Raw genomic sequence first — 22199 nt, 5'->3', positions numbered from 1 at the left:
AGCCTTGCGGAACGGATTCATTGACATTTCACCCCGTTCCCGGTAGCCGCCCGCGGCCTGCAGGAGGCCGCGGGCGGGACCGGGTGGGTGGGGTGGCGTTGACTACTTGGCGCGTTCGACGATTTCGACGAGCCGCCAACGCTTCGCGGCCGAAAGGGGCCGCGTCTCGGCCACGAGGACGAGGTCGCCGATACCGGCGGTGTTCTCTTCGTCGTGAACCTTGTACTTGACCGACTTGCGCATGACCTTGCCGTAGAGGCGGTGCTTCATGCGCTCCTCAACCTCGACGACGATGGTCTTGTCCATCTTGTCGGATACGACGTAACCACGTGCGGTCTTGCGGGAGTTGCGTTCCGCAGCAGTGGCCTCGGTATTCGTGGTCTCCGCCATCACTTGCTCTCTTCCTTGGCATCAGCGGGGTTCGGACGGATGTCCAGCTCCCGTTCGTTGAGCACGGTGTAGATACGAGCGATGTCCCGACGCACGGCCTTGAGGCGACCGTGGCTCTCCAGCTGACCGGTGGCCGACTGGAAACGCAGGTTGAACAGCTCGGCCTTGGCCTTCTTGAGCTCTTCCTGCAGACGCTCGTTGTCGTAACCGTCAAGCGCGTCGATGGAAAGGTTCTTCGAACCGATAGCCATTCTCACTCACCACCTTCGCGGGCCACGATACGGGCCTTCAGCGGAAGCTTGTGGATCGCCAGGCGCAGAGCCTCGCGAGCAACTTCCTCGGACACACCGCCGAGTTCGAACATGACTCGACCGGGTTTGACATTGGCGATCCACCACTCCGGCGAACCCTTACCGGAACCCATGCGGGTCTCGGCAGGCTTCTTCGTCAGCGGGTGATCAGGGTAGATGTTGATCCACACCTTGCCGCCGCGCTTGATGTAGCGCGTCATGGCAATACGTGCGGCCTCGATCTGACGGTTGGTGACATAAGCCGGCTCGAGAGCCTGGATGCCGTAGTCACCGAAGGACACCGTCGTGCCTCCCTTGGCGGCGCCGCCCCGGTTGGGGTGGTGCTGCTTGCGGAATTTCACTCGACGAGGGATCAGCATTTCTCAGCCCTCCGATCCGGCCTCAGCCGCGGGGGCTTCGGCACTGTTCTCAGTATTACGGGCCTGGTCGCCTCGGCGCGGTGCGCCTTCCTGACCACGTCCGCGGCCTCCACGACCGCGCCCACGGCCACGCGGGCCACGAGCAGCAGGAGCCTTGGCCTGCTCGGCAGCAAGCTCCTTGTCGGTCATGTCGCCCTTGTAGATCCACACCTTGACGCCGATGCGTCCGAAAGTGGTGTGGGCTTCGTGAACGCCGAAGTCGATGTTCGCGCGCAGGGTGTGCAACGGCACACGGCCTTCGCGGTAGAACTCGGACCGGCTCATCTCAGCACCGCCGAGGCGGCCGGAGCACTGCACGCGGATGCCCTTGGCACCTGCGCGCTGGGCGCTCTGGATCGCCTTGCGCATCGCACGGCGGAAGGCCACGCGGCTGGCGAGCTGTTCGGCAACGCCCTGAGCGACGAGCTGTGCGTCGACCTCGGGGTTCTTCACCTCAAGGATATTGAGCTGAATCTGCTTGCCGGTGAGCTTTTCGAGCTGACCGCGGATGCGGTCCGCTTCGGCTCCGCGGCGACCGATGACGATGCCCGGACGTGCGGTGTGGATGTCGACGCGAACACGGTCACGCGTGCGCTCGATATTCACCTTCGAGATGCCGGCCCGCTCGAGACCGGTGTTCATCATCTGACGGATCTTGACATCTTCGAGCACGTAGTCGCGGTAGCGCTGCCCCGGCTTGGTCGAGTCAGCGAACCACTTCGACTTGTGATCCGTGGTGATTCCGAGTCGGAATCCATTCGGATTGATCTTCTGGCCCATTAGCGGTTCCCCTTCCGGCTCTTGCGCTGAGGCAGGTCGTCACCGCTGGCCAGAACCACTGTCACGTGGCTGGTGCGCTTCTCGATGCGAAAAGCACGACCCTGGGCACGCGGACGGAACCGCTTCATGGTCGGCCCCTCATCCACGAAGGCTTCGGAGATGACCAGTTCGTTCTCGTCGAACGCAACGCCTTCCTCGTCGGCCCGGACACGCGCATTGGCGATGCCGGAGGCCACGAGCTTGTAAATCGGATCTGATGCCGACTGTTCTGCAAACTTCAACACTGCAAGTGCTTCGGTCGCCTGCTGACCACGAATGAGGTCGATGACGCGCCGAGCCTTGCGAGGCGTAACGCGCAGGTAACGCGCCTTAGCCTTGGCTTCCATCGCTTCCTTCTCTCTTCTCTAGGATCGAAAGAGTGCCCCGCCTCAGCGGCGGCGCCCCTTGCGATCGTCCTTTTCGTGGCCACGGAACGTCCGTGTCGGTGCGAACTCGCCGAGCTTGTGTCCGACCATCGACTCAGTGATGAAGACGGGGACATGCTTGCGTCCGTCATGTACTGCGATGGTGTGTCCCAGGAAGTCCGGGATGATCATCGAGCGACGAGACCAGGTTTTGATGACATTTTTGGTGTTCTTCTCGTTCTGACGAGCCACCTTCTGGAAGAGGTGTTCGTCGACGAAAGGACCCTTTTTGAGGCTACGAGGCATAAGTCAGTACTCCAATCAGCGCTTCTTGCCGGTCCGGCGACGGCGCACGATGTACTTGTCGCTCTCCTTGTTCGGCCGGCGTGTGCGGCCCTCCAACTGACCCCACGGGCTGACTGGGTGACGACCACCCGAAGTACGGCCCTCGCCACCACCATGCGGGTGGTCGATCGGGTTCATCACGACACCGCGGACGGTCGGGCGCTTGCCCTTCCAACGCATGCGGCCTGCTTTGCCCCAGCTGATGTTCGACTGCTCGGCATTGCCGACCTCGCCGACCGTCGCACGGCAGCGCGCATCGACGTTGCGGATTTCGCCCGAGGGCATCCGCAGCTGTGCGAAACGGCCGTACTTCGCCACGAGCTGCACGGACGAACCGGCAGAACGAGCGATCTTGGCACCGCCGCCGGGACGCATCTCGACTGCGTGCACGACGGTGCCGACCGGGATGTTGCGCAGGGCAAGGTTGTTGCCCGGCTTGATGTCTGCACCCGGACCGGCTTCCACCTGCGCGCCCTGCTTGAGGTTCTGCGGGGCGATGATGTAGCGCTTCTCTCCGTCTGCGTAGTGCAGCAGAGCGATGCGAGCCGTACGGTTCGGGTCATATTCGATGTGTGCGACCTTCGCCGGAACGCCATCTTTGTCATGGCGGCGGAAGTCGATGACACGGTACTGACGTTTGTGACCGCCGCCCTGGTGGCGAGTGGTCACGCGTCCCTGACTGTTGCGACCGCCGCGCTTGGGCAGCGGGCGCAGAAGCGACTTCTCCGGTGTAGACCGGGTCACTTCGACGAAGTCGGCGACCGACGAGCCACGGCGGCCCGGGGTCGTCGGCTTGTGCTTACGGATTCCCATGAGTCTTGTCCTTCTTTGACGAAGGATCGCTTAGAGCGATCCACCGAAGATGTCGATCGATCCGTCCTTGAGGGCGACGATGGCACGCTTGGTGTCCTTGCGCTTTCCCCAACCGGTGCGGGTGCGGCGGCGCTTGCCCTGACGGTTCAGGGTGTTCACCTTGGCGACCTGCACATCGAAGATCGTTTCAATGGCTTGCTTGATCTCGGTCTTGTTCGAGTCCTGGTCGACGAGGAAGGTGTACTTGCCTTCGTCCATCAGGCTGTAGGTCTTCTCCGAGACGACCGGAGCGACGATGATGTCGCGCGGGTCCTTGAAGTTCAGACTCATGATGCGTCCTCCGATTTGCGGTTTCCGCTCAGGAACGCGGCAAGAGCTGCCTCGGTGAACACAATGTCATCGGCGAGCAGCACATCATAGGTGTTGAGCTGATCGGAGGTGAGCACGTGAACGTGGGGCAGGTTGCGCACGCTCAGGTAGGTGAGCTCGTCGTCACGCTCGAGCACCACGAGAGTGTTCTTGCGCTCGGACAGGCCGGCCAGTGCGGCCTTCGCCTGCTTGGTCGACGGGGTGTCGCCGGTGACCAGGTTCTTCATCACGAAGACCTGATCGAGGCGTGCACGGTCGGACAGGGCTCCGCGCAGAGCGGCGGCCTTCATCTTCTTGGGGGTCCGCTGCGAGTAGTCGCGCGGGACCGGTCCGTGCACGATTCCGCCGCCGTTGTACTGGGGAGCGCGGATCGAACCCTGACGGGCGTTGCCGGTTCCCTTCTGCCGGTAGGGCTTGCGACCGCCACCGCGAACTTCGGAGCGGGTCTTCGTCTTGTGCGTACCCTGACGGGCCGCAGCCAGCTGTGCAACGACGACCTGGTGGATCAGGGGCACGTTGGTCGGCACGCCGAAGACCTCGGCGGGCAGATCAACCGAACCGGCCTTGGCACCAGCGGCATCGATGACGTCGACTGTCTTGACATCAGTCATTACGTTCAGGCCTCCTTCACGGCCGAGCGAACGAGGACGACTCCACCCTTGGGGCCGGGAACGGCGCCCTTGATGAGCAGGAAGTTGTTCTCGTTGTCCACGGCGTGGATCGTGAGGTTCTGGGTGGTGTGCTTGACAGCGCCCATACGGCCGGCCATGCGCATACCCTTGAACACGCGACCAGGTGTCGCGGCTCCGCCGATCGAACCTGGCTTGCGGTGGTTGCGGTGCTGACCGTGGGAGGCACCGACACCGGCGAAGCCGTGACGCTTCATGACACCGGCGGTTCCCTTGCCCTTGGTCTTCGCGGTCACATCGACCTTGATTCCGGCTTCGAACGTGTCGACGCCGAGTTCCTGGCCGAGCTCGTAGTCAGCAGCGTCTGCAGTGCGCAGTTCGACCAGGTGACGGCGTGGGGTCACACCGGCCTTCTCGAAGTGGCCTGCGGTCGGCTTGTTGACCTTGCGAGGATCGATTTCGCCGAATGCGATCTGCACAGCGGGGTAACCATCGGTTTCCTCGTTGCGGACCTGAGTTACGACGTTGTTTCCGGTGGCCACAACGGTCACCGGCACGAGGTTGTTCTGCTCATCCCAGACCTGGGTCATGCCCAGCTTGGTTCCCAGCAGGCCCTTGACCTTGCTGGTGGTCGGGAGAGCGGATGAACGAGTGTTCGCCATTGCTGCCTCCCTTAGAGCTTGATCTCGATGTTGACGTCGTCAGCGAGGTCGAGACGCATCAGCGAATCGACTGCCTTCGGCGTCGGGTCGACGATGTCGATCAGACGCTTGTGCGTGCGCATCTCGAAATGCTCACGGCTGTCCTTGTACTTGTGCGGCGAACGGATGACGCAGTACACGTTCTTCTCCGTTGGCAACGGCACGGGGCCCACTACAGTCGCACCTGCGCGAGTGACGGTGTCCACGATCTTGCGTGCGGCACTGTCAATCACAGCGTGGTCGTACGACTTGAGCCGAATGCGGATCTTCTGTCCCGCCATGGCGTCGTCTCTTTCTTTAGTTGCTTCCGGCCATCAACTCGCGGAGGTCTGAAGACTCCCTGCCGTCTGTGCCGGCTGACCATGACCGACCCCCGAGGTCGGGCGTGTCGGCTGTTCCCGGCGGAGAAATTCTCACTTCTCCCCCAACCACCGACGGCGCTTCTACTCATTGGCTGCTCGGTCCGAACCCGCATGATGCAGATTCATCGATCCGATAGTGTTTCGGGCTGTTCGCGGTATCACTACCGCAGTGCAGGGGTCAACGCCCAAAACGCAACTTCACTATCTTGTCATAGAGCACTTCACCCGCGCAATTCCGGGGACCGTGCCTGTGAGGGAACTCTCAAGGATCCCGCGAAGCGCATCTGATCTCGCCTCGCGCTCCGCGACCCTCGGCAACTCACCCACCTGCACCGTCCGACCGAACACTGACGAACATCGCCTGGGTATGACGAACATCGCCCGGGCATGCGGAAGGGCCGCAGCTCCTAAGAGCTGCGGCCCCAGCCGATGGTACTCAGTGAGTCAGATCAGGCGTTGATCTTGGTGACTCGACCGGCGCCGACGGTGCGTCCACCCTCGCGGATAGCGAAGCGGAGGCCGTCTTCCATGGCGATCGGCTGGATGAGCTCGACCGACATGTCGGTGTTGTCGCCGGGCATGACCATCTCGGTGCCCTCGGGCAGCGTGATGACGCCGGTGACGTCCGTGGTCCGGAAGTAGAACTGCGGACGGTAGTTCGAGTAGAACGGGTTGTGACGTCCGCCCTCGTCCTTGCTCAGGATGTAGACCTGAGCTTCGAACTTGGTGTGCGGGGTGATCGAACCCGGCTTCACGATGACCTGACCGCGCTCCACGTCTTCGCGCTTGGTGCCGCGCAGCAGCAGACCGACGTTCTCACCTGCACGGGCATCCGGCAGGGTCTTGCGGAACATCTCGATGGCGGTGACGGTCGTCTTGGACGACTTCTCCTTGATGCCGACGATTTCGATTTCGTCGTTCGGCAGGAGGACACCGCGCTCGACACGGCCGGTGACGACGGTTCCACGACCGGTGATCGTGAAGACGTCCTCGACAGGCATGAGGAACGGCTTGTCGACGTCGCGCTCCGGCTCCGGAACGTTGTCGTCGACAGCTGCCATGAGATCCTGAACGCTCTTGACCCACTTCTCGTCGCCTTCCAGCGCCTTGAGAGCGGACACCGGAATGACCGGAGCGTTGTCTCCGTCGAAGTCCTGGCTCGAGAGCAGGTCGCGGACCTCGAATTCGACGAGCTCGATGAGCTCCTCGTCATCGACCATGTCGGACTTGTTCAGAGCCACGACGATGTAGGGAACGCCGACCTGACGCGCGAGCAGCACGTGCTCACGGGTCTGGGGCATCGGGCCGTCGGTAGCGGCGACGACGAGGATCGCACCGTCCATCTGAGCGGCACCGGTGATCATGTTCTTCACGTAGTCGGCGTGACCCGGGGCATCGACGTGAGCGTAGTGACGCTTCTCCGTCTGGTACTCAACGTGCGAGACGTTGATGGTGATGCCGCGCTCCTTCTCCTCAGGTGCGTTGTCGACCTGGTCGAAGGCGCGAGCCTCATTGAGATCCGGGTACTGATCCGCCAGGACCTTGGTGATCGCAGCGGTCAGGGTGGTCTTTCCGTGGTCAACGTGGCCGATGGTGCCGATGTTGACGTGCGGCTTAGTCCGTTCGAAACTAGCCTTTGCCACTGGGTTCCTCCTCGTGGTTGGAATAAGATATGCGGTTCATATCTTAGACCTTGTGTTGGTTATCTTTCATTCCGGAGATCATGTTCTTGATCACCGGGGCGACCGGAATTCGGAGATTACTCTCCGCCGCGCACCTTCTGGATGATCTCCTCGGCAACAGCCTTCGGGACCTCCGCATAGCTGGAGAAAGTCATCGAGTACACCGCACGGCCCTGGGTCTTCGACCGCAGATCACCGATGTAGCCGAACATCTCCGACAGCGGGACCACAGCCTTGACGACCTTCACACCGGAAGCATCGTCCATCGACTGAATCTGTCCACGCCGGGAATTCAGGTCGCCGATGACGTCACCCATGTATTCCTCAGGGGTACGCACCTCGACGTCCATGACCGGTTCGAGAAGAACCGGGTTCGCCCGCTGGACGGCCTCCTTGAAGACCATCGAACCGGCGATCTTGAATGCCATCTCCGAAGAGTCGACATCGTGGTAGGCGCCGTCGACCAGAGTGGCCTTGACACCGACCATGGGGTAACCGGCCAGGGCACCGAGCTGCATGGCGTCCTGGATGCCGGCGTCGACGCTCGGAATGTACTCGCGCGGAACGCGTCCGCCCGTGATGGCATTCTCGAACTCGTAAATCGTATCGCCTTCGACCTCGAGAGGTTCGAAGGTGACCTGGACCTTCGCGAACTGTCCCGATCCACCCGTCTGCTTCTTGTGGGTGTAATCGTACTTCTCGACAGTGCGACGGATTGTCTCACGGTAGGCGACCTGGGGCTTGCCGACGTTCGCCTCGACCTTGAACTCGCGACGCATGCGGTCGACGAGGATGTCGAGGTGCAGCTCGCCCATTCCGCGGATGACGGTCTGGCCGGTCTCCTCGTCAAGTTCGACCTGGTAGGTCGGGTCTTCCTTGACGAACTTCTGGATGGCCGAGGACAGCTTCTCCTGGTCGCTCTTGGTCTTCGGCTCGATGGCCACGGAGATCACAGGCTCCGGGAAGGTCATCGACTCGAGAGCGATCGGGTTGGCCGGGTCGCTGAGCGTGTCGCCCGTCGTGGTCTCCTTGAGACCGATGAAGGCGTAGATGTGGCCGGCGAACGCCTCTTCGACAGGGTTCTCCTTGTTGGAGTGCATCTGGAAGAGCTTGCCGACGCGTTCCTTCTTGCCCGACGAGGTGTTGAGCACCTGTTCGCCGGACTTCACATGACCGGAGTACACGCGCACGTAGGTCAGCGATCCGAAGAACGGGTGAGAGGCGACCTTGAAGGCCAGAGCCGAGAACGGCTCGTCCGTCGAAGGCTTGCGGGTCAGCTCCTCTTCGTCGTTGCTCGGGTTGTGTCCGATCATCGGAGGCACGTCGAGCGGTGAGGGGAGGTAGTCGATGACCGCGTCGAGCATGGGCTGCACGCCCTTGTTCTTGTAGGCGGAACCACACATGACCGGAAAGGCCTCGGACTTGATGACGAGTTCGCGGATGCCGGCCTTGATCTCAGCCGTCGTGAGCTCTTCGCCCTCGAGGTACTTCTCCATGAGCTCTTCCGAGTTCTCGGCGACGTCCTCGACGAGCTGTGCACGATACTGAACAGCCTTGTCCTTGAGATCCTCGGGGATCTCGACCTCGGTCATGTCCTGACCCATCTTGGTCTCGTCGGGCCAGATGTAGGCCTTCATCTCGAGCAGATCGACGACACCGGCGAATTCGCTTTCGGCGCCGATCGGCAGCTGGATGACCAGCGGCTTCGCGCCGAGGCGCTCCTTGATGGTGTCGACGGTGAAGTAGAAGTCAGCACCGAGCTTGTCCATCTTGTTGACGAAGCACACGCGCGGAACGTCGTACTTGTCGGCCTGACGCCACACGGTCTCCGACTGGGGCTCAACGCCCTCCTTGCCGTCGAACACGGCGACGGCACCATCGAGGACGCGCAGCGAACGCTCGACCTCGACCGTGAAGTCGACGTGACCGGGGGTGTCGATGATGTTGATCTGGTTGTTGTCCCAGTAGCAGGTCGTCGCGGCCGACGTGATCGTGATGCCGCGCTCCTTCTCCTGGTCCATCCAGTCCATGGTGCCGGCGCCGTCGTGGGTCTCGCCCATCTTGTAGTTCACGCCGGTGTAGAAGAGGATGCGTTCAGTCGTAGTTGTCTTACCCGCATCGATGTGGGCCATGATGCCGATATTACGGACCTTGTTCAGGTCGCTGAGCACGTCAAGTGCCACGGTGTCTCTCTCTCAATCGATGATTTGCTCGACTCCCCTGTGCCGCCGGTCGGCGGCACTCGCGGACGAGGTCCGCCGACCGGCGCGCAGGGCAGGCGATTACCAGCGGTAGTGGGCGAAGGCCTTGTTGGACTCGGCCATCTTGTGAGTGTCCTCTCGGCGCTTGACTGCTGCGCCGAGGCCGTTGCCGGCGTCGAGGATCTCATTCATGAGCCGTTCGGTCATGGTCTTCTCACGGCGCTGGCGGGAGTATCCCACGAGCCACCGCAGAGCCAGAGTGGTCGAACGAGCCGGACGAACATCGATCGGCACCTGGTAGGTCGCACCGCCGACGCGGCGGGAGCGGACCTCGAGGGACGGACGGATGTTGTCGAGAGCCTTCTTCAGGTTGACAACGGGATCGTTGCCGTTCTTCTCGCGGGTGCCCTCGAGGGCACTGTAGACGATCCGCTCTGCGGTCGAGCGCTTGCCGTCGAGCAGGATCTTGTTGATCAGCTGCGTGACGAGCGGTGAGCTGAAGACCGGGTCAACGACGATCGGTCGCTTGGGTGCAGGACCTTTGCGTGGCATTACTTCTTCTCCCTCTTCGCACCGTACTTGCTGCGGGCCTGCTGGCGACCCTTGACGCCCTGGGTGTCGAGCGAACCGCGGACGATCCGGTAGCGGACACCGGGCAGATCCTTGACGCGGCCACCGCGCACGAGCACGATCGAGTGCTCCTGCAGGTTGTGTCCCTCGCCCGGGATGTAGGCGGTCACCTCGATCTGGCTCGAAAGCTTGACACGAGCGACCTTGCGAAGAGCCGAGTTCGGCTTCTTGGGGGTGGTGGTGTACACACGGGTGCACACTCCACGACGCTGCGGGCTGCCCTTGAGGGCAGGAGCGTCCGATCCTGCTGTATTGACATGCCGTCCCTTGCGGACGAGCTGTTGGATTGTCGGCACTAAGCGTTCTCCATTTGCTTCTCGATAGACCTAATTCCCAATGCCGGCCACGACCGCAGTCGCCTCTGTGAACCGTGGGACATATCCGACCGGACACCGGGTGAAGCTTGGCTCCCGATGCCAGTAACCACGCGAGTAATCGACCCCTGCGCCCGGGTGTGTCGCAAGGACACGGAAGCACAGAGACGACATCTCGGCGGCCTGCATCGACGACTTCTCTCAGGGATTCCGAGCCTCACAGAACACTCGGCAGGATCGATCGACGACGCAGATAACACAATCAGTCGCCTACCAGAATATCTCTCTCGAGCACGTCTGGTCAAAATGGCGATCATCCATCCTACCTCTCCGCACCGGCGAAATCACGCAGCACTCCCCTCGCCCGATCAACCGCACGGCTCACCAGCGTATTCACAGACCGGCGGCGCACTTCTCAGCACTCGGCAGAACATGGTCGCCGCGTGGGCGGATTCACAGCGATTCCGGTCCGCCGCCTCGGCGAGGACCCATCCCCACTTTCCTTGACTCGTTCAAGAGAAGCAGGCATTCTGGTGCTGTGAACGGGACGAAGCATGAACACGACGACGCCGCTGCGGCTCTGCGGCAGACGTCGCTGCGCGTGACGAAACAGCGAGTCGCAGTCCTCGGTGCCGTGCGGGATCACCCGCATGCCGACACCGAGACCGTGATCCGCTCGGTGCGGGAATCGCTGCCGGCGGTCTCCCACCAGGCTGTCTATGATTCGCTTCACACTCTCACCGAGGTGGGGCTCGTCCGCTGCATCAGGCCCGCGGGCTCGGTGGCGCGGTACGAGCGTCGCATCGGGGACAACCACCATCATCTGGTGTGCCGATCGTGCAATCTCATCGTCGATGTCGACTGCACGATCGGGCAGGCTCCGTGCCTGACCCCGTCCCATGATGCCGGCTTCGTCATCGAGCAGGCCGAAGTGACGTTCTGGGGCCTGTGCCCCGACTGCGCGGCCGCCGGTGCTCAGCCGACCGGCGACGATCAGTTCTCGGTCGTGTGACTCCGGCTTCCGTTCACCACCACCCGTCTTCTCCCGAGGACACGACTATGCCCTTTCTGCGAGGGTTGCCCATCCCGTCATCCGAGTCGTCGAATGCGACTCGACTGTGAAAGGAACACGATGACCCAGACGACCACCGGCGGCTGCCCGGTCGCACACACTTCCACGGAACCGGCGGCGCCGGATTCCGACCAGTTGGTCAATCCCGTCCAGGGTGATGCCAATGCTCAGTGGTGGCCCAATCGGCTCAACCTCAAGATCCTCGCCAAGGGTCAGCCGGCACGCGACCCCATGGACCCCGACTTCGATTACGACGCGGAGTTCAACAGCCTCGACTACTACCAGCTCAAGGCCGACATCGAAGCACTGCAGAAGGACAACCAGGACTGGTGGTCCGCTGACTTCGGGCACTATGGTCCGTTCATGATCCGCATGGCCTGGCACTCGGCCGGCACCTACCGTGTGCAGGACGGCCGCGGAGGCGGCGGCGAAGGCCAGCAGCGCTTCGCACCGCTGAACTCCTGGCCCGACAACGTCTCACTCGACAAAGCCCGTCGCCTGCTGTGGCCGGTGAAGAAGAAGTACGGCAAGAAGATCTCCTGGGCCGACCTCTTCATCCTCGCCGGCAACGTCGCACTCGAATCGATGGGCTTCAAGACCTTCGGCTTCGCCGGCGGCCGCAAGGACGTCTGGGAACCCGACAACGATGTGTACTGGGGCTCCGAGACCGAGTGGCTGGGCACCGACAAGCGCTACGTGGGCAACCGTGAGCTGCAGAAGCCCCTGGCCGCGACCACCATGGGACTCATCTACGTCAACCCAGAAGGCCCCGAAGGCGAACCCGATCCGGTCAAGGCCGCGATCGACATCCGCGAGACCTTCGGACGGATGGCTATGAACGACGAGGAGACCGTCGCTCTCATCGCCGGTGGACACACCTTCGGCAAGACGCACGGCGCCGGCCCCGAATCGCACAAGGGCGCCGACCCGGAAGCCGCCGCGCTCGAAGAGCAGGGTCTGGGCTGGAAGTCCGACTTCGGCTCGGGCCAGGGCAATGACTCCATCGGTTCGGGCATCGAGGTCACGTGGACCTACCACCCGACCCGCTGGGACAACGAGTTCTTCCACATCCTCTTCGCCTACGAGTGGGAGGTCTTCGAGAACGAAGGCGGACACCTGCAGTGGCGGCCCAAGGACGGCGGCGGAGACGATATGGTCCCGATGGCCCAGGGCGACGGGCGCCGCGAGCCCCGTATGCTCACCACCGACCTGTCGCTGCGCTTCGACCCGGCGTACGAGAAGATCTCGCGCCGCTTCAAGGATGATCAGAAGGCGTTCGAGGATGCCTTCGCTCGTGCCTGGTTCAAGCTCACCCACCGCGATATGGGTCCGGCGACCCGTTACCTCGGCCCCGAAGCTCCGAGCGAGGAGCTCATCTGGCAGGACCCGGTCCCGGCCGGCACTCCGCTCGATGGCGCCGGCCTCGAGGCCGTGAAGGCTGCCGTCCGTGAGTCCGGTCTGACCGTCTCGCAGCTCGTGTCGACGACATGGGCCGCGGCATCGTCGCACCGCGTCTCGGACATGCGCGGCGGCGTCAACGGCGGTCGTCTCCGTCTCGAACCGCAGCGCAGCTGGGAGGCCAATGAGCCTGCCAAGCTCGCCGAGGTGCTCCCCGTTCTCGAGGGCATCGCGGAGTCCACCGGAGCATCGTTTGCCGATGTGCTGGCGATCGCCGGTGCCGTCGGAGTCGAAACCGCTGCCGCAGCAGCCGGGCAACCGATCACGGTTCCGGTCTCGACCGGTCGCGGCGACGCCACCCAGGAGCAGACCGATGTCGACTCCTTCGGCTACCTCGAGCCGACTCACGACGGCTTCCGCAACTACCTCACCGAAGGTCTTCCGCTCAAGGCCGAGTACCTTCTGCTCGACAAGGCCAGCCTGCTGGGTCTGACCCCGCCCGAGCTCACGGTTCTCATCGGCGGCCTCCGCGTCCTCGGTGCGAACTACGAGGACTCCGAACTCGGTGTCTTCACCGATCGCCCCGGCGAGCTGACGAACGACTTCTTCGTCAACCTGCTCGACCTCGGCAATGTGTGGAAACCAATCGGACCGTCCGAGACGGCCAATGTCTACGAGTGCTTCTCCCCCGAGGGCGAGAAACTCTGGACCGGCAGCCGGATCGACCTCCTGTTCGGAGCGAACTCCGAGCTTCGCGCGATCGCCGAGGTCTACGGCTCGGATGACGCGAACGAGAAGTTCGTCGCCGACTTCGTCAAGGCCTGGACGAAGCTCGTCGACGCCGACCGCTTCGACCTCAAACGCTGATCCGGCGACGGTCGCCGAGGTGACCGACGCGTCAGCATGACGATGCCCCCACCGACCGGTGGGGGCATCGTCTGTGCTGCGCTGATATCAGGCGGCGTTCACTCGTCCCGGTTGAGGACGGCGAATCCGGTGAAGATCCGCTCGAAGTGCGTGACGGCGGCGTTCTCGATCGTCGTCTCGTCGGTGCCCGCCGAGGTGGAGTCAGCGCTCGCGTCCGATCCGTCGGAGTCAGAGGCGCTGCCGTCCGAGCTGGTTCCGTCAGAACTGGATCCGTCGGAGGAGCCCCCGGAGTCGGCGCTGCCGTTCTGGCTTCCCGGCATTCCGTTGGACTGTCCGCCGGGCATGCCTCCGCCGTTCGACTGCCCCCCGGGCATGCCTCCGCCGTTCGACTGTCCGCCGCCCTGAGCACCGCCCTGCTGGCCGTCCATTCCGCCGGGTCCGTTCTGGCCTCCCGGCCCCTGACTCGTCCCCGAATCGTTCGACGCCATGGCCGTCGACGCACCGATCGCTCCTCCGGCGAGACCGCCGACGACGAAGAGGGCCGATCCGGCGACCACCGCAGGCACGAGCGGGACGCGTCGCTTCTGCTTGCGTGGTCCCCCGGGGCTGCCGGACTGTGGGATCTGGGCGGACCGGTCATAGGGGTTCACCCACGGTCGCTGTCCCTCCGGGATCCCGGCCTGCGGATCGGGTGCCGAGCGCGTGGTCTGCTCGGCCCATTCGTTCGCACGGCCTTGGTCGGTCGGTTGCGACTGCATTGCCCGGTCGGGTCCGGCATGAGGTCCTGCCGTGCCCTGCGCTTCGATCCTGCGAGTGGTGTCCACGCCGTTCGAGTCCGGCGCTGCATTCTCCGCGTGGTCCCGGTTCTCCGCGTGGTTGCGGTTCTGGTCGGGGTTCTGGTTCTCGCTCATGGAATCTCCTCTGGTTGTCGGTGATTCCACTCTCGGCCCCCTCGCTGTAGCCCTTCCCGGTCGTGCCTGTGGCCAGCCTGTGCGATTCGCCTCAGGCGGCAGGCAGGCGCAACTCGAAGGTCGTACCCGCGTCCGTGCTCGACATCGAGATGCCGCCGCGCATGAGTTCGATGAGTCCGGCGGCGATCGACAGTCCCAGCCCCGAGGAGCCTCCCTTGGCTCCGTCCTGCCGTGTCCGCGAGGGGTCTCCACGCACGAAGCGGTCGAAGACTCGGTCCCGGATCTCGGGCGGAATGCCCTGACCATCGTCGCTGATGCGGATCGCCACGACATCGCTGGGCAGCTGCCCGGAGACCGGTTTCCGGGCCGCCAGTGCCTCAACGTGCACGCTGGTGCCCGGGGGCGTGTGCACGCAGGCGTTCGTGAGCACGATCGACACGACCCGGCGGACCTGATCGGCTGCTCCGCGCACCTCGAGGGCCTCCGGGGGGACATCGAGGGAGATCGCATGGTCGGGGTTGACCACATGGGCGTCTTCGACGAGTTCGACGAGCAGGGAGGAGACGTCGACGGTATCCTCTCTCGTCGGCTGGCGGCCGGCTTCGAGCCGGGCGAGGAGAAGGAGATCATCGACGAGGGAGGACATCCGCATCGCTCCCGAATCGATCTTGCCCAAGGAGGTGGTCACCTCGGCGGGCAGATCATCACGGTACGGGCGGGTGAGGTCGGCCCAACCGCGGATCGTCGCGATCGGAGTGCGCAGCTCATGGGAGGCGTCGGCGACGAAGCGGCGCATCTGCTCCGTGCCGCGGTAGCGCTCCTCGAGGGCGGAGCCGACGTGGTCGAGCATCCGGTTGACCGAGGCTCCCACATCACCGACCTCCGTGCCCGGCACCGCGAGCTCGGCGGGAACCCGCAGGGCGAGCTCGGGTTTGCCGGCGCTCAGCTCAAGGTCGGTGACCTCCCTGGCAGTGCGGGCGACGTCACGCAGGTCCCGCAGCTGGCGGTGGATGATCACGGCCATGAGCGCGGCCGTGGCGATGACGCCGATGAGGACGACGAGCGCGGTCGTCCAAGCCGTGCGCTCGAGCGCGGAATCGACACTGCCCTGCGGAACACCGTAGACGGTGGTGGTTCCGCCGTCCTCGAAGGCCACGACCCGGTAGGCGCCGAACCCGGGCACCCGCACGGACTCATGGGCGGATTCGGCGCCCTCGGGCTCGACCTCGAGCAGGGCGTCGATCGCTTCTGCGGACAGCGCGCGCGGACGGGTCAGTCCCGCCTCGGCGATGAGCCCCTCTCCCCCGTCACCGGAATCGACGACGACGAGAGCACCATCGCCGACCCCCGGCTGGAAGAGATAGCGCAGAGCCGAATCGACCGCCGCCGCCGAGTCATCACCCCCACCGGAGGTGCCCGGATTGCCGCTCGCCCCGGGGCCCGCACCGGGGCCGTCTCCCGAACGTGCATGCGAGGTCATCGATGTCAGTTGGGCGTCGAGGTCGGTCATCAGCGAACCGCGCACGCTCAGCCAGGAGGCGGTGCCGATTCCGGCGCCGACGAGGAGGAGGACGAGTCCGGCGAGGACGATGAGCCTCGTCTGCAGCCGCCACCGGCGCAGAGTCACTGTTCCGCCCGCATGATGTAGCCGGCCCCGCGCTTGGTGTGGAAGAGATTCGGCAGGTCGGGGAACGGGGTGTCGATCTTCTTCCGCAGGTAGGAGACGTAGAGTTCGACGATGTTGCCGTTGCCGCCGAAGTCGTAGTCCCACACGCGATCGAGGATCTGGGCCTTCGACAGCACCACCCGCGGATTGCGCATGAACAGCAGCAGCACCTCGTACTCGCGAGCCGTCAGCTCGATCGGATGACCGGCGCGGGTGACCTCGTGAGAGCGTTCGTCGAGTTCGAGGTCGCCCACGCGCAGCACATCATCCTCATCGACCGGACCGTTCGAAACCCCCCGGCGCAGGCGCACCTCGATCCGGGCGATGACCTCATCGAGGTTGAACGGCTTCGTCACGTAGTCGTCCCCGCCCAGCCGCAGACCCGTCAGCCGGTCGTCGACCTCGTCTCTGGCGGAGAGGAAGACCACCGGAGTGTCGATGCCCTCGGCTCGGATCTTCTCGATCACGGCGAACCCGTCGAGGTCGGGCAGCATGACGTCGAGGACGATCGCGTCGAAGCGTGCGCTCCTGGCCAGCGCCACGGCCTCGCGGCCGGTGCCGACTCCCTCGGCTTCCCAGCCTCTGACGTGGCAGGCCATGACGAGGAGCTCGGAGAGATTCGCTTCGTCGTCGACGATGAGGATGCGCGCCGGCGGATTCGCTGTCGGGTTCATAGCTCGATTATCCCCTCAACCTGCACTGAGATCGTAGAGCGAAACGGAGTCGACGGTCGTCGCCTCGTAATTCGCCTCGACCCAATCCGCGATCTGGGACGAGGCAGAGTCCGAGCCCCCGCCGGGGCCCTGGCCGCTGGAGCCCGATCCGATGTAGTAGTGGATCTTGCCGTCGGCCACGAGCTGTTTGAACTCGGCGAGGGTCGGTGACGGATCGGTGCCGTTGAACCCGCCGATCGCCATCACCGGCTCTTCGAGCGCGAGCTGGTATCCCGCAGCCTGGTTCGCCCCCGTCGTCGCAGCCACCCACGTGTAGTCCGAGGCATCCTGTTCGAGCAGCTGTGTGAGTTCGTCCGAGGGTTCGGAGGCGCCCAGCAGACCGCCCATTCCGCCTCCGCCGCCTCCGGGCGTGCCGTCCGTGCCGCCGGCGCCGGCCTCGGAATTGCTGGTCCCGCCGGGCGAGCCACCGGGCGTGCCGTCCGTGCCGCCGGCGCCTCCGCCCGGCCCGGCTCCTCCGCCGGGCATTCCGCCACCACCGGGACCACCGCCCAGACCTGCGCTCGTGCCGGCGATCGTGACGATCGATCCCTGCGTCGACCCGGCGATCGTGCGCACGGCCAGCTGAGCCGGAATCGCAGCGCTGCCGAGGATGGCCACCGCGACGAGCACCGAGGCAAGTGCCGTGCCGATCCGCCGGTGCGCGGTGACGATGAGGACCAGAGCGCCGAGGATCGAGACGACGAGCACGCACCAGCGCAGCACGCCCGGGATCCCGGTCATCTGCGAGCTGATGATGAACTGCCACGCCCCGGTCAGGGCCCAAGCCACCGCCAGCAGCAGACGTGGGAGGAATCCGTCACGGGCGAGCAGCACCGCGACGCCGAGGCCGATGACGGCGGCGATCGCGGGAATGAGTGCAACCGTGTAGTACTCGTGGACGATCCCGTTCATATTCGACAGCACGAGCCACGTGACGATCAGCCACGCACCCCACATGAGCAGTCCCGCGCCGAGGCTGCCCGTGCCGATTGCGGCGGACGCGCTCACCGCACGGCCGGCCTCCCTGTCACCGTCCGTGACGGTGGGAACACGGCGACGGCGGGCCGCCTCGGCGAGGGTGAGGAGAACGACCGTCACGACCAGGAGGAACAATGCGGTGGGCAGGAACCACGACACCTGCTGGCCGAAGCTGCCGGTGAATAGGCGGGTGATGCCCGTTTCGCCCCATCCGCCGCCCTGACCGCCTCCTCCGCCGACGGAGCCGGTCTCGTTGCCGGTCAGCCGTCCGAAGCCGTTGTAGCCGAAGGTGAGTTCGAGGAAGGAGTTCGACTGGGAGCCGCCGACGTAGGGGCGGGAGCCGGCAGGGGTGAGTTCGACGAGGGCGATCCACCAGCCGGCGCTGACGATCATCGACCCGAGCGGGATGAGCAGCCACAGCAGGCGGCGGGGCCAGGAGGTGCGGGCGAAGAGCACCCAGGCCACAGCGAGGCCGGGGACGATGAGGAGGACCTGGAACTGTTTGGTCAGGAAACCCAGCCCGAGGCAGACTCCGGCGAGGACGAGCCAGCAGACGGTGCGGCGGGCCGAGGGTCGCCGGCGAGCCCCGGTGAGCGTGCGCAGGGCGTGCTGGGTCGCGACGACGGCACCGATCATCAGGGTCACAAGCAGCGCGTCCGGGTTGTTGAACCGGAACATCATCGCCACGACCGGGGAGACGGCGAAGATCGCACCGGCGCCCAGCGCGGCAGCCTTCTCAAGTCCCGGTCCGACATGGGACCGCAGGCTCAACCGCAGCGAATGGACGATGAGGAGCACGCTCACCCCGGCCAGGAGGACCTGAGGCAGCAGCATCGAGAACGATGAGAAGCCGAAGACGCGGGCGCTCAGGGCCATCAGCCACAGTGAGGCTGGGGGTTTGTCGACGGTGATCGCGTTCGCCGAGTCGAGGGAGCCGAAGAGGAACGCCTCCCAGTTCTCCGATGCGGCCTGCACGGCCGCCGCATAGAAGGAGTTCGCCCAGCCGTTGGCCGTGAGATTGGCGAGGAACGCCGCGATCGTGCCGAGTGTGAGCACGGTGAGTGTGATCGGGTACCAATGCCGTCGCAGTCCGCGGGTGCGGGCATATCGGGTGGGGGTCTCAGACATGGTCGATGTCCTTTTCGTTCGGGTGCGCCGTTCCGGCTGCAGCAGTCGTGGTGGCGCGGTGGACGCTGTGGTGGGAACCGCGGGCGAAGACCCATGTGCGCATGAGCACGAACCGGACCACAGTGGCGGCGAGGTTCGCCGCCGTCAGCACGGCGAGCGTGCCGACAGTTGCCCCCGGTCCGGTGAATCCGTCTGCGACGGCCAGACCTGCCGAGGTGAAGGCCAGGCACAGGCCGAAGGCCGCCATGCCTTTCAACTGGGAGGTCAGGCGGCGGTGCGGAGATCTCACTCCGAAGGTGTGGCCCCGGTTGAGGGCCGTGTTCGCGATCGTCGAAAGGAGCAGCGCAATGATGTTCGCCGCGGGCTCCGAGACGAATTGGATGCCGAGGAGGAACAGCACGGCGTAGAGCACGGTGCTGATGATCCCGACGTCGATGAAATGGAGGATCTGCGCTCCGGTGTTCGGTGCGGGGACTGCGTGACTGACCCGGGTGCGTCCGCCGGTGCGCAGCCGGACGATGCCCTTGATGTCCTTCCACGCCGTGCTGACCACGTCGACGGAGGAGTCCGGGTCATCCGTCCAGTCCGTGCCGAACTCGTGGATGCGGTACCCGGCCCACTCGGCGCGAGCGAGCAGCTCAGTGTCGAAGAACCATTCAGAGTCCTCGACCTGCGGCAGCAGTTCCTTCGCTGCCCGTGCCGACAGCGCTTTGAAACCGCATTGGGCGTCACTGAACCCGACGCCGAGGCTGAACTTGAGCAGTCGGTTGTAGCAGCGGGAGATGATCTCGCGTCTGATCCCGCGCTCGACCGCAACACCGGGCTGCAGGCGAGAGGCGATGGCGACATCGGCCAGCCCCGACCGGATGATCTCGACCATCGGGTCGAGGACTCGGATGTCTGTGGCCAGATCCACGTCCGTGTAGGCGACGACGTCCGCCGACGAGGCCTGCCACACCTGGTTCAGTGCGCGACCGCGGCCCTTCTGTTCGAGGCGGACGTACTCGACCTGCGGGTACGTCGCCGCCAGGGTCGCGGCGATGATGGGCGTCTCATCGGTGCTCGCATTGTCGGCGATGATGATTGTGACCTCGGTTCCGCGGGAGGGTTCGACGGCCAGGAGGGTCTCGACCGAGGCGGCCAGCGAAGCCTCCTCGTTGTACACCGGGACGACGAGGTCGACGGTCGTGGTCGGTCGGGTGGCCGTGTCTGCTGTCTGCGTCTCCGGCTGCTGCCAGGCGCTGCTCTCATGTCTCATGCCCTCCACATTCGCGGCGGTCGATAGGCCCAGCATTGGTCGAAGCTGTGGCCCTGCTGTGGAGTCCTCGTCACCGCAGTCCTCCCTGCTCGCGAATGTGAAGACCGCTACACTGGGCTTCATGGCCGATGACGACTCCCCTCCTCCTCAGCGGCGCATCCGCGCCTCCGACCAGGACCGCGACGATGTCCTCTCAGTGATCACCGATGCCGTGACGAACGGTCGCCTCGACCCCGAGGAGACGGCGCAGCGACAGGACGACGCGATCGGAGCGAAATTCCTCGACGAGCTCATCCCTCTCATCGACGACCTCCCCGAGGGCGACTCGCTCCACCGGAAGCTCGCCCGCCAGACCGGTCAGACGCCGGGTCCCACAGATCCGGGCTCCCAGCTGCAGCGGCGCGGACCGAGCGAACTCTCCCCGGCTGCGGAACCGGGATCGGCTTCGCCGATGAACTCCGTGGCCATCATGTCCGGACGTCAGCTCGACGTGCCTCCCGGCACCGCCGAGGTCACCACCTACGCCCTCATGGGCGGTGACAACATCGACCTCTGCGAGGTCATGGGTCCCGGAGTGACCGTCGAACTGAACTCATATGCGATGTGGGCCGGCAACGACATCTTCGTGCCGCCGGGAGTGCGCATCCGCGACGAGACCATCAACATCATGGCGGGCAATGAGGTCCGCCGATCCGCGCAGGGTGACGGGTCCAACGGGACCGTGATCCTCAAGGGCTTCTCCCTCATGGCCGGACACGACGTCCGGCTCGCCAAAGGCTATCGAGCAAAGGATCAGGGTCAACTGGAATGAAGATCGGTGTACTCACCTCGGGAGGCGACTGCCCGGGCCTCAACGCTGTCATCCGCGGCATCGTCCGCAAAGGCATCCGCGCCTATGACGCGGAGTTCGTCGGCATCCGCGACGGCTGGCGGGGTCTGCTCGACGACGACATGTTCGATATGACCATGCTCGACGTGCGCGGACTGTCCGGACGCGGCGGAACCATCCTCGGCACCTCCCGCACCCACCCCTATGAGGACGGCGGACCCGAGCGGATGCGGGAGGTCATGGCCGCCCACGGCATCGATTCGCTCATCGCCATCGGCGGCGAAGGCACCCTGGCCGGCGCCTCACGTCTGGTCCATGAAGAGGGCCTGCACATCGTCGGCGTGCCCAAGACCATCGACAACGACCTCGGCAACACGGACTACACTTTCGGCTTCGACACCGCCCAGTCCATCGCCACCGAGGCCATCGACCGACTCCGCACCACCGCAGAGTCCCACCACCGCTGCATGGTCATCGAGGTCATGGGACGCAATGTCGGATGGATCGCCCTGCACGCCGGCATGGCGGCAGGCGCACACGCGATCCTCATGCCCGAGTTCCCCGTCTCCTTCGAACAGATCTCGGACTGGGTGCGCTCGGCAAGGGATCGCGGGCGCGCACCCATCGTCGTCGTCGCCGAAGGGTTCATCCCCGAAGGATTCGACTCACAGGTCGCCGACCACGGCGTCGACAACAAGGGACGGGTCCGCCTCGGCGGGATCGCGAACTACCTGGCCCCGAAGATCGAGGAGATCACCGGCATCGAATCTCGGGCGACGATCCTCGGACACCTGCAGCGAGGCGGCTCCCCCACCGCGTACGACCGGGTCCTGTCGACCCGGTTGGGCATGGCTGCGGCCGACCTCGCCCAGCACGGGCACTGGGGCAAGATGGCCAGCCTCAAGGGCACGGACATCGTCTCGGTGGAGATGTCATCGGCCGTCGACAGCCTCAAGTCCGTGCCGCTGCATCGCTGGGAAGAGGCACAGGTTCTCTTCGGCTGAGTGAGTCCGACATCTTCACCGAGAAACGGGTGGAGTGTCGAAACAC

24 protein-coding genes are annotated in these 22199 nt (G+C 64.7%); 4 read left to right on the top strand and 20 right to left on the bottom strand.

Translation table 11 applies throughout. The features are described 5' to 3' along the window. Window positions 1-102 precede the first annotated feature (102 nt). From rpsQ to rpsL, 15 genes are all read right to left on the bottom strand, one after another. Entirely contained in the window at window positions 103-390 is a 288-nt protein-coding gene (gene rpsQ / locus QYM46_RS06040) for a 30S ribosomal protein S17 (protein WP_025777922.1), read from the bottom strand. Next, window positions 390-641 (bottom strand): 50S ribosomal protein L29, encoded by a 252-nt coding sequence (rpmC, locus tag QYM46_RS06035; RefSeq protein WP_025777923.1) that lies wholly within the window; start codon window positions 639-641, stop codon window positions 390-392. The genes rpsQ and rpmC overlap by 1 nt, the downstream gene beginning before the upstream one ends. A gap of 2 nt (window positions 642-643) precedes the next feature. Next, window positions 644-1060 carry a 50S ribosomal protein L16 gene (gene rplP / locus QYM46_RS06030; protein ID WP_025777924.1) on the bottom strand — a complete coding sequence of 139 codons (417 nt, stop codon included), beginning with the start codon at window positions 1058-1060 and terminating at the stop codon, window positions 644-646. A gap of 3 nt (window positions 1061-1063) precedes the next feature. Beyond that, a complete protein-coding gene (rpsC, locus tag QYM46_RS06025; protein ID WP_139468552.1) occupies window positions 1064-1879 on the bottom strand; it encodes a 30S ribosomal protein S3 in 816 nt (271 codons plus the stop codon). Then, entirely contained in the window at window positions 1879-2265 is a 387-nt protein-coding gene (gene rplV / locus QYM46_RS06020) for a 50S ribosomal protein L22 (protein WP_025777926.1), read from the bottom strand. Before rplV ends, rpsC begins: the two co-directional genes overlap by 1 nt. 42 nt (window positions 2266-2307) lie before the next feature. Continuing rightward, the gene (gene rpsS, locus QYM46_RS06015; RefSeq protein ID WP_025777927.1) at window positions 2308-2589 is read right to left on the bottom strand and encodes a 30S ribosomal protein S19; all 282 of its coding nucleotides are present in this window, start codon (window positions 2587-2589) and stop codon (window positions 2308-2310) included. Between the two features lie 15 nt (window positions 2590-2604). Further along, on the bottom strand, window positions 2605-3441 hold the full coding sequence (rplB, locus tag QYM46_RS06010) for a 50S ribosomal protein L2 (protein ID WP_169251730.1): 837 nt from the start codon (window positions 3439-3441) through the stop codon (window positions 2605-2607). A 30-nt stretch (window positions 3442-3471) separates the two neighbouring features. Then, window positions 3472-3771 carry a 50S ribosomal protein L23 gene (gene rplW, locus QYM46_RS06005; protein ID WP_025777929.1) on the bottom strand — a complete coding sequence of 100 codons (300 nt, stop codon included), beginning with the start codon at window positions 3769-3771 and terminating at the stop codon, window positions 3472-3474. Then, window positions 3768-4421 (bottom strand): 50S ribosomal protein L4, encoded by a 654-nt coding sequence (rplD, locus tag QYM46_RS06000; protein WP_169251729.1) that lies wholly within the window; start codon window positions 4419-4421, stop codon window positions 3768-3770. The genes rplW and rplD overlap by 4 nt, the downstream gene beginning before the upstream one ends. Window positions 4422-4426: 5 nt before the next feature. After that, entirely contained in the window at window positions 4427-5101 is a 675-nt protein-coding gene (rplC, locus tag QYM46_RS05995) for a 50S ribosomal protein L3 (RefSeq protein WP_025777931.1), read from the bottom strand. A gap of 11 nt (window positions 5102-5112) precedes the next feature. Next, window positions 5113-5421 carry a 30S ribosomal protein S10 gene (gene rpsJ / locus QYM46_RS05990; protein WP_009379191.1) on the bottom strand — a complete coding sequence of 103 codons (309 nt, stop codon included), beginning with the start codon at window positions 5419-5421 and terminating at the stop codon, window positions 5113-5115. Window positions 5422-5951: 530 nt separating this feature from the next. Beyond that, window positions 5952-7145, bottom strand: coding sequence for an elongation factor Tu (gene tuf / locus QYM46_RS05985; RefSeq protein ID WP_169251728.1), 1194 nt, complete (start codon window positions 7143-7145; stop codon window positions 5952-5954). 116 nt (window positions 7146-7261) lie between these two features. Next, a complete protein-coding gene (gene fusA, locus QYM46_RS05980) occupies window positions 7262-9367 on the bottom strand; it encodes an elongation factor G (protein ID WP_169251727.1) in 2106 nt (701 codons plus the stop codon). A gap of 99 nt (window positions 9368-9466) precedes the next feature. Then, the gene (rpsG, locus tag QYM46_RS05975; protein WP_025777934.1) at window positions 9467-9937 is read right to left on the bottom strand and encodes a 30S ribosomal protein S7; all 471 of its coding nucleotides are present in this window, start codon (window positions 9935-9937) and stop codon (window positions 9467-9469) included. Beyond that, window positions 9937-10311, bottom strand: coding sequence for a 30S ribosomal protein S12 (rpsL, locus tag QYM46_RS05970; RefSeq protein WP_025777935.1), 375 nt, complete (start codon window positions 10309-10311; stop codon window positions 9937-9939). The genes rpsG and rpsL overlap by 1 nt, the downstream gene beginning before the upstream one ends. A gap of 556 nt (window positions 10312-10867) precedes the next feature. On the opposite strand from rpsL, the gene QYM46_RS05965 reads away from it, so the two are divergent. Continuing rightward, the gene (locus QYM46_RS05965; RefSeq protein WP_169251726.1) at window positions 10868-11341 is read left to right on the top strand and encodes a Fur family transcriptional regulator; all 474 of its coding nucleotides are present in this window, start codon (window positions 10868-10870) and stop codon (window positions 11339-11341) included. Window positions 11342-11461: 120 nt separating this feature from the next. Further along, window positions 11462-13666: a catalase/peroxidase HPI gene (gene katG, locus QYM46_RS05960; RefSeq protein ID WP_432791205.1), complete on the top strand. Its 2205-nt coding sequence runs from the start codon at window positions 11462-11464 to the stop codon at window positions 13664-13666. 98 nt (window positions 13667-13764) lie between these two features. On the opposite strand, the gene QYM46_RS05955 is transcribed toward katG, so the two are convergent. The 5 genes from QYM46_RS05955 to QYM46_RS05935 form a co-directional block, all read right to left on the bottom strand. Next, window positions 13765-14577, bottom strand: a complete 813-nt coding sequence (locus QYM46_RS05955) for a hypothetical protein (RefSeq protein ID WP_432791204.1) — start codon at window positions 14575-14577, stop codon at window positions 13765-13767. A gap of 91 nt (window positions 14578-14668) precedes the next feature. After that, window positions 14669-16204: a sensor histidine kinase gene (locus QYM46_RS05950; protein ID WP_432791203.1), complete on the bottom strand. Its 1536-nt coding sequence runs from the start codon at window positions 16202-16204 to the stop codon at window positions 14669-14671. Further along, window positions 16201-16917: a response regulator transcription factor gene (locus tag QYM46_RS05945; protein WP_169251722.1), complete on the bottom strand. Its 717-nt coding sequence runs from the start codon at window positions 16915-16917 to the stop codon at window positions 16201-16203. The genes QYM46_RS05950 and QYM46_RS05945 overlap by 4 nt, the downstream gene beginning before the upstream one ends. 15 nt (window positions 16918-16932) lie before the next feature. Further along, window positions 16933-19062, bottom strand: coding sequence for an ArnT family glycosyltransferase (locus QYM46_RS05940; RefSeq protein WP_432791202.1), 2130 nt, complete (start codon window positions 19060-19062; stop codon window positions 16933-16935). Further along, window positions 19055-20320, bottom strand: a complete 1266-nt coding sequence (locus tag QYM46_RS05935) for a glycosyltransferase (protein WP_432791201.1) — start codon at window positions 20318-20320, stop codon at window positions 19055-19057. Before QYM46_RS05935 ends, QYM46_RS05940 begins: the two co-directional genes overlap by 8 nt. 121 nt (window positions 20321-20441) lie before the next feature. Between QYM46_RS05935 and QYM46_RS05930 the strand changes: the two genes are divergently transcribed. Together QYM46_RS05930 and QYM46_RS05925 are read left to right on the top strand one after the other, a co-directional pair. Continuing rightward, window positions 20442-21131 (top strand): DUF1707 SHOCT-like domain-containing protein, encoded by a 690-nt coding sequence (locus tag QYM46_RS05930; protein ID WP_169251719.1) that lies wholly within the window; start codon window positions 20442-20444, stop codon window positions 21129-21131. After that, on the top strand, window positions 21128-22153 hold the full coding sequence (locus QYM46_RS05925; protein WP_169251718.1) for an ATP-dependent 6-phosphofructokinase: 1026 nt from the start codon (window positions 21128-21130) through the stop codon (window positions 22151-22153). Before QYM46_RS05930 ends, QYM46_RS05925 begins: the two co-directional genes overlap by 4 nt. Window positions 22154-22199: the final 46 nt, after the last annotated feature.

The organism is Brevibacterium sp. K11IcPPYGO002 (genome assembly GCF_050920635.1).
Classification (GTDB): Bacteria; Actinomycetota; Actinomycetes; order Actinomycetales; family Brevibacteriaceae; genus Brevibacterium.
The sequence above is the reverse complement of the archived record's forward strand: the minus strand, read 5'-3'. Positions and strand labels throughout refer to the sequence as shown.